Origin of the sequence: Siminovitchia fortis, assembly GCF_007681465.1 — a bacterium.
Classification (GTDB): domain Bacteria; phylum Bacillota; class Bacilli; order Bacillales; family Bacillaceae_C; genus Siminovitchia; species Siminovitchia fortis.
The window spans coordinates 52,307-58,194 of record NZ_VEKZ01000019.1; the positions used below are offsets into that span (position 1 = coordinate 52,307).

A 5,888-nucleotide genomic window follows, 5' to 3' on the forward strand; every position below is an offset into this window, starting at 1 on the left:
AATACCCGCGGATAGCGAAAAATACCCGCGGATAGCGAAAAATACCCGCGGATAACGAAAAAAATCCGGCTGACCGCAAAAAAGGGTCAGCCGGATTTCTTCTTCCTTCTTATAGTCCGCCGATAGAAACATATTTTGTTTCCAAGTATGGCTCGATACCTTCGATGCCGCCTTCGCGTCCTAGTCCGCTCTCTTTCATGCCGCCAAATGGCACGTGAGCTGCAGATGGTGCACCGTCGTTCCAGCCGACAATACCGAAGTTAAGGTTTTCGTGAAGGTATGTTCCGGTTTTAATGTCATTTGTGAAGAAGTAAGCCGCAAGTCCGTATGGAGTGTTGTTTGCAATTTCAACTGCTTCTTCCAAAGTTTTGAATGTAACGATTGGAGCTACAGGTCCGAATGTTTCTTCCTGCATGATGTCCATGTCGTGTGTCACGTTTTTAAGGACAGTTGGATAAACGAAGTAAGAACCTTTTTCTTCATCTACATCAAACTGGTTTCCAGCAAGTACTTCCGCGCCTTTTTCGATCGCGTCATTGATTTGGAAAGCAATTTTTTCATAGCCTTTTTTGTTGATGACCGGTCCTACATCAGTACCGGCATCCAAGCCGTTTCCAACTTTAAGCTGTTTTGCACGCTCAGCAAATTTCTCGGCGAATTGGTCAGCAATGCTTTCATGAACCAGCAGGCGGTTCGCACATACGCAAGTTTGGCCGGCGTTTCTGAATTTGGTTAACATTGACTGTTCAACAGCAATATCAAGATCTGCATCTTCCGCAACGATCAATGGGGCGTGTCCGCCAAGTTCCATCGTTACGTGTTGTACGTTATTTGCGGAATCTCTGATCAAAGATTTTCCAACTGGAGTGGAACCAGTGAAAGTGATTTTTCTAACATGCTTGCTGCTTGTGAAAAGTTCACCCATCATGCGTCCGCTTCCGTTGACCACTTGAACAGCGTCTTCAGGAATTCCTGCTTCGTGCGCAAGTTCAATCAGGCGGATTGTTGTCAATGGTGTTTCAACTGCAGGCTTTACGATAAAAGTACATCCGGCTGCAAGAGCAGGAGCCGCTTTTCTTGTCATCATTGCTGCAGGGAAATTCCATGGCGTGATCGCAGCGACAAGGCCGATTGGCTGTCTAGTAACCAGGATTCTCTTAGATTCGGTTGATGCAGGAACAGTGCGTCCATAAATGCGCTTTGCTTCTTCTGCATACCAAAGGACATAGCTTACTGCGTAATCTACTTCACCCAAAGATTCATGGAGTGGCTTTCCATTCTCTTTCGTCATGACCTCCGCGATGCTTTCTTTATGCTCCTTGATTTTATCTGCCCATTTAAAAAGCAATTCAGATCTTTTGTGTGCATTTACTTGAGACCACTTTTTAAAAGCCTCGTGGCCTTTTTCAAGCTTTTTATTTACTTCCTCGGCTGTATCGACCTTCACTTCTTGGATGACTTCGCCTGTAGCCGGGTTTTTTACCTGAAATGTTTCTGCCATGATCAAAACTCCTTTATGTAAAATTATTTCCAATCATTTTGTAACAGGAGGTTCCTGTTGACAAACGATGAAAACGAAAATAGGTAAACCTTATATTATTTTAACACAAACTCTTCAAACTACCACTTACAAAAATATGTACTTTTAAATAATGGTATCCAGATTTGAAATGGGAGCTATATAAAAAGGCAGGGACCTATTTAATAAACCGGTCCAAATACACATTTATGATATGAAGGAGTGATCATAGTGAAAGTCTTTGACGGTTATCGAATTTCGTCCCCTTATGGATGGAGGGTGGATCCCTTTAGGGGCGGAAGGGAATTCCACGCGGGGATTGATTTGGTAAAAGCAGACAAATCTCCTATTTATGCATTTACCGAAGGCACCGTCCTGTTTTCGGGAATAGGACAATCCGGCACCGGTTTGGGAGGATATGGAAATGTTGTCGTCATCAAAGATAAAAACGGCTGTGCACAGCTTTACGGCCATCTTTCAAAGATAGCGGTAAGAAAGGGGATGCTTATAAAAAAAGATCAAGTCATCGGCTATCAGGGCTCAACAGGTATCGCTTCGGGCTCGCATTTACATTATGAAATAAGAAAAAAGTCTTCTCCGAACTATGGCTGGACAGCAAATAAAGAAAAATCCACGTTAGCCCCGATCTCTTATTTACAATCATACTACCCTGATAAGCAAAAGTCTGCTAATGGCAGTTCAACATATAGAATAAATAAAACAATGAACGGTTATATATCGGCAAATGATGCGAAACATCGAATCAACAAAAAAACAACTGTAAAAGCCGGCACCTATTTTGTATTTAAGATTTCAGATGGGATGATGAATGTCACTTCGAAAAAAGGGGTTCCCGGCAGTTGGATCAATCCGCTGGAAAATCCCGTGAATATTGTTATACCAGAACCTCAGCCGCGTAAAAAGTTAATTTTGCCCAAATCAGCATCCTCCTGGCGTGTATATCCCTTGAATAAAAAGCCCGTAAAAGGAAATGAGATTGGATTTTTGAATCCCAAGAAATTTGGCGGTTTGGAATATGAAATTCTAGGAAATTCGCTAAAATATGTGTACACTATTCAAACGGCCAACTTTGGCAAGGTAAATATATACGCTGCTCCGGATACCGGAGCGAAAGTTAAATAAGAAATTTTGAAGCTTATATAAGCCCCGGCCATTAAATATTTACAATGGCCGGGGCTTTTGGCATTGAAAGATAGATGTTCATCTATCGTTGCCATTAAAAACATATATTTAACAATAATCAAAGATTATAATAAAATACATATAAAGTTTTGACAAATACCTTAGCAATTCCACAGGTTGTAAGGGTTTGCTTTCATGGAGGCTTTAATGATGAATAATCAAAATCAAGAAACTGGCTATGATGTTATTATTGTTGGGGGAGGGTTTGCGGGAGTGACTGCAGCCCGGGAATTGGACATGCTTGGCCATAATGTTCTGCTTCTGGAAGGAAGGGACAGATTAGGCGGTCGAACATGGACCGATCATCGGTTAGGGCTCGATCTGGAAATGGGCGGAACTTATGTTCATTGGTATCATCCGCACACATGGACGGAAATTACCCGTTACGGGTTGGAAATATGTGAGGCTCCAGGAGCTAAAGAAGCGTATTGGATCACTGACGGACAATTATATTCTGGAACTCCCGCCCAATTAAACTCAATCATTAAAGAGAGTTTTGAATATTTATTGGGGAAGGCTTATGAATACCTTCCACAGCCCTTTGATCCATTGAATTCTTCCTCGTTTACAGAATTGGACGGAAAATCGGTAGACGATTTTTTGAACGGAATGTCATATACAAGGGAGCAGAAAGACTTTTTAGACAGCTTGTTGGCCATTGACTTCAATGGGGATTCGAAGGATGGGGCTATTACACAGATAATGCGCTGGTGGACTTTTTCCGGCGGTAATCGTTATGTTTTTGCCGATACTGTTGCAAGGTACAAAATTAAAACGGGCACAAGATCATTAATAGAGTCTATTGCATCAGATGTGAAGTCCGAGATAAAACTCTCTGCAATTGTGAAATCTGTTAAAAGCGGCCATGAAAGCATTGAGGTGACAACCCGTGACGGGGAATCCTATCGGGCCAAGGCAGTGATTGTTACTGCCCCGCTGTCGACCTTGGACAATATTGATTTTCAGCCCGCATTGTCAAATACGAAACAAGCCTTCATTAAAGAAAAGCAAGTAGCCAAAGGAATTAAAGTATGGGCGCGGATCAAGGGAAAAGTAGAGCCTTTCGTTACATACGCCCCCGAAGGCTACCCGCTGAACTCCGTCCATTTGGACAACTATATTGAAGGAGACAGTATTGTAGTAGGATTTGGTTCTGATGCAAGCAAACTGGATCCTAACGACCCAAAGGAAGTGGAAGCGGCCCTTCGCAATTGGCGATCCGATCTTGAGGTGATCGAAAGTACAGGACATGATTGGACTGCGGATGAATTGTCACAGGAAACATGGCCGATGTTGAAACCAAATCAATTGACAAAATATATCAAGGAAATGAAACGTCCTGAAAATGGGGTGTTTTTGGCGGGAACAACTTATGCTGACGGATGGGGAGGCTTCATTGACGGAGCAATCGAAAATGCTATAACAACGAGCAGAAAAGTGCATCAATATTTAGACGCAAGCAAATAATTCATCCCTCCGCTGCAATAAAATAGGTATTACAAGTTTCTCTCCTGGTCTTTCAAGCATATCCTCGTCTGTCTGCCCATATATTGAAATAGATTGAATATGAGGAGGCTGGACATGCAGTTTTATTATGGGCATCAGATGCCGCTGCGGATTTTGGATGAGGCCGAGTTCTGGAAACACCAGGAAGAGGAACATACAGTCGTTATTAGGGAATTGGTAACCGGGTTGGAAAAGGAATATGTTGACGCCTTGCACGAGTGGGAAAAAGCCTTGGCAAAAACCCATCAGCAGGTGGTCAGTTTTATAGAAACGGTCATTCGATCCAATTATTATCTTCCTTACCAGCTCTATCAGCAGGTCCTGCAGCTTATCTCTTTTTGCCTTGAGGAAAGTGAACGGTTTATCGAATTGTGCAGACAGATTAAAGATGAGAGCAAGGTTGTCAGTAAAAACCAGACAGCGAAGGTGGTCATTGTTCATATCATCCGTGAATCTGAATATTTCATAGGGATCGCCAGAGCACTTCTCTCTCAAAGTTACGGGCAAAGTTACGGGAACATGGCGGTTCCTCCGCAGCAAAGCTAAGGGCTCCTTGATCAGGAGGCTCTTTTTTTTAACACTTAGCCGAGCCTCTGGAGTCACTGCTCATCAAGTAGGCTCTGCTCCCAAGATTCCTTTAAGTTGGTCATGGGAGGTCCAAACCATGATATGATAAAGTAAAGGAAGGGAGATTGTCATTAAAAGGAGAGCCCCATATGTACGCATACATCATCATGATTTTTGTAGTGATCTTTTATGCCGGAAATATCCTGGTAGGCAAAGCCATCAATGAGCTTCCGCCTTTGACAATGTCGTTTTTCAGGCTGCTGATAGCATTCGTACTCTTGCTACCCGTCGGCTTTCGAAGTGCTTGGACACAGCGGTCAACCTTTTGGGAATATAAAAAGCCGTTGCTTGTCATGACTTTTACGGGTATTTGCTTTTTTAATGTCTTTTTGTACGGTGCCTTGCAATTTACGAGCACTACCAAAGTATCTGTGCTGGAAGCAGTAATTCCTGTTGTGACGGTTTTGTTAAGCTCCTTTTTGTTAAAAGAAAAATTGGGAGGCACACAATGGGTAGGCATTCTTTTATCTTTGGCCGGCGCTGTTTGGGTAATTATGGATGGCAAGGTCTTGCAGCTGGCGGGCAGTGGCTGGAATATGGGAGATGCCATCATGCTCGGAGCCATTATAACGTGGTCTGTCTACTCTATAGCTGTTAAACAATACATGCATCTATTTCCGGATTATGGAGCAGTGATGGTGATGTCGGGCATCTCGGTTATCGCTTTGTTTCCTGCCGTATTATTGGAGTGGTACTTTATAGGAGTACCATCATTAAACGGCCTTAATGTGGCGGGGCTCTTGTACTTGGGGGCTTTCCCATCGGTGGTTGCATTGGTCCTGTATAATCGGGGAGTAGAGCTTCTTGGCCCGTCAAGAGCATCTGTATTTTTGAATTTTCTTCCTGTTGCCACGATGGCCGGCGCCTATCTGTTACTTGGGGAATCCATTTCGCTCAAGCAGGTGTTTGGGGCTTTGGTTGTTATATGCGGTGTCATTTTGACAACCCGCCCTTCCCGGCAGCCGTTGGCGGAAAAAGTTAATTTGAATGAGGGAAAGTGCTCGTAGTTGTATCTATGAAACCGGCTATCTCT

5 protein-coding genes are annotated in these 5,888 nt (G+C 43.3%); 4 read left to right on the forward strand and 1 reads right to left on the reverse strand.

The features are described 5' to 3' along the window. Positions 1 to 109: 109 nt before the first annotated feature. Complete coding sequence (locus FS666_RS08660) at positions 110 to 1,501, reverse strand: NAD-dependent succinate-semialdehyde dehydrogenase (protein ID WP_120071274.1); 1,392 nt, start codon at positions 1,499 to 1,501, stop codon at positions 110 to 112. 249 nt (positions 1,502 to 1,750) lie between these two features. Between FS666_RS08660 and FS666_RS08665 the strand changes: the two genes are divergently transcribed. The 4 genes from FS666_RS08665 (at position 1,751) to FS666_RS08680 (ending at position 5,862) form a co-directional block, all read left to right on the forward strand. Next, entirely contained in the window at positions 1,751 to 2,662 is a 912-nt protein-coding gene (locus FS666_RS08665; RefSeq protein ID WP_186306462.1) for a M23 family metallopeptidase, read from the forward strand. 210 nt (positions 2,663 to 2,872) lie between these two features. After that, positions 2,873 to 4,189, forward strand: coding sequence for a flavin monoamine oxidase family protein (locus FS666_RS08670; protein ID WP_144462078.1), 1,317 nt, complete (start codon positions 2,873 to 2,875; stop codon positions 4,187 to 4,189). A 114-nt stretch (positions 4,190 to 4,303) separates the two neighbouring features. Then, a complete protein-coding gene (locus tag FS666_RS08675; protein ID WP_144462067.1) occupies positions 4,304 to 4,774 on the forward strand; it encodes a DUF2935 domain-containing protein in 471 nt (156 codons plus the stop codon). 170 nt (positions 4,775 to 4,944) lie between these two features. Continuing rightward, complete coding sequence (locus tag FS666_RS08680; protein ID WP_144462069.1) at positions 4,945 to 5,862, forward strand: DMT family transporter; 918 nt, start codon at positions 4,945 to 4,947, stop codon at positions 5,860 to 5,862. The last annotated feature ends 26 nt before the right edge of the window (positions 5,863 to 5,888 follow it).

Bases quoted from the DNA above. Each gene is read 5' to 3' on its own strand.
- FS666_RS08660 (WP_120071274.1), bottom strand. From the start codon at position 1,501: ATGGCAGAAACATTTCAGGTAAAAAACCCGGCTACAGGCGAAGTCATC.
- FS666_RS08680 (WP_144462069.1), top strand. From the start codon at position 4,945: ATGTACGCATACATCATCATGATTTTTGTAGTGATCTTTTATGCCGGA.
- FS666_RS08675 (WP_144462067.1), top strand. From the start codon at position 4,304: ATGCAGTTTTATTATGGGCATCAGATGCCGCTGCGGATTTTGGATGAG.
- FS666_RS08670 (WP_144462078.1), top strand. From the start codon at position 2,873: ATGAATAATCAAAATCAAGAAACTGGCTATGATGTTATTATTGTTGGG.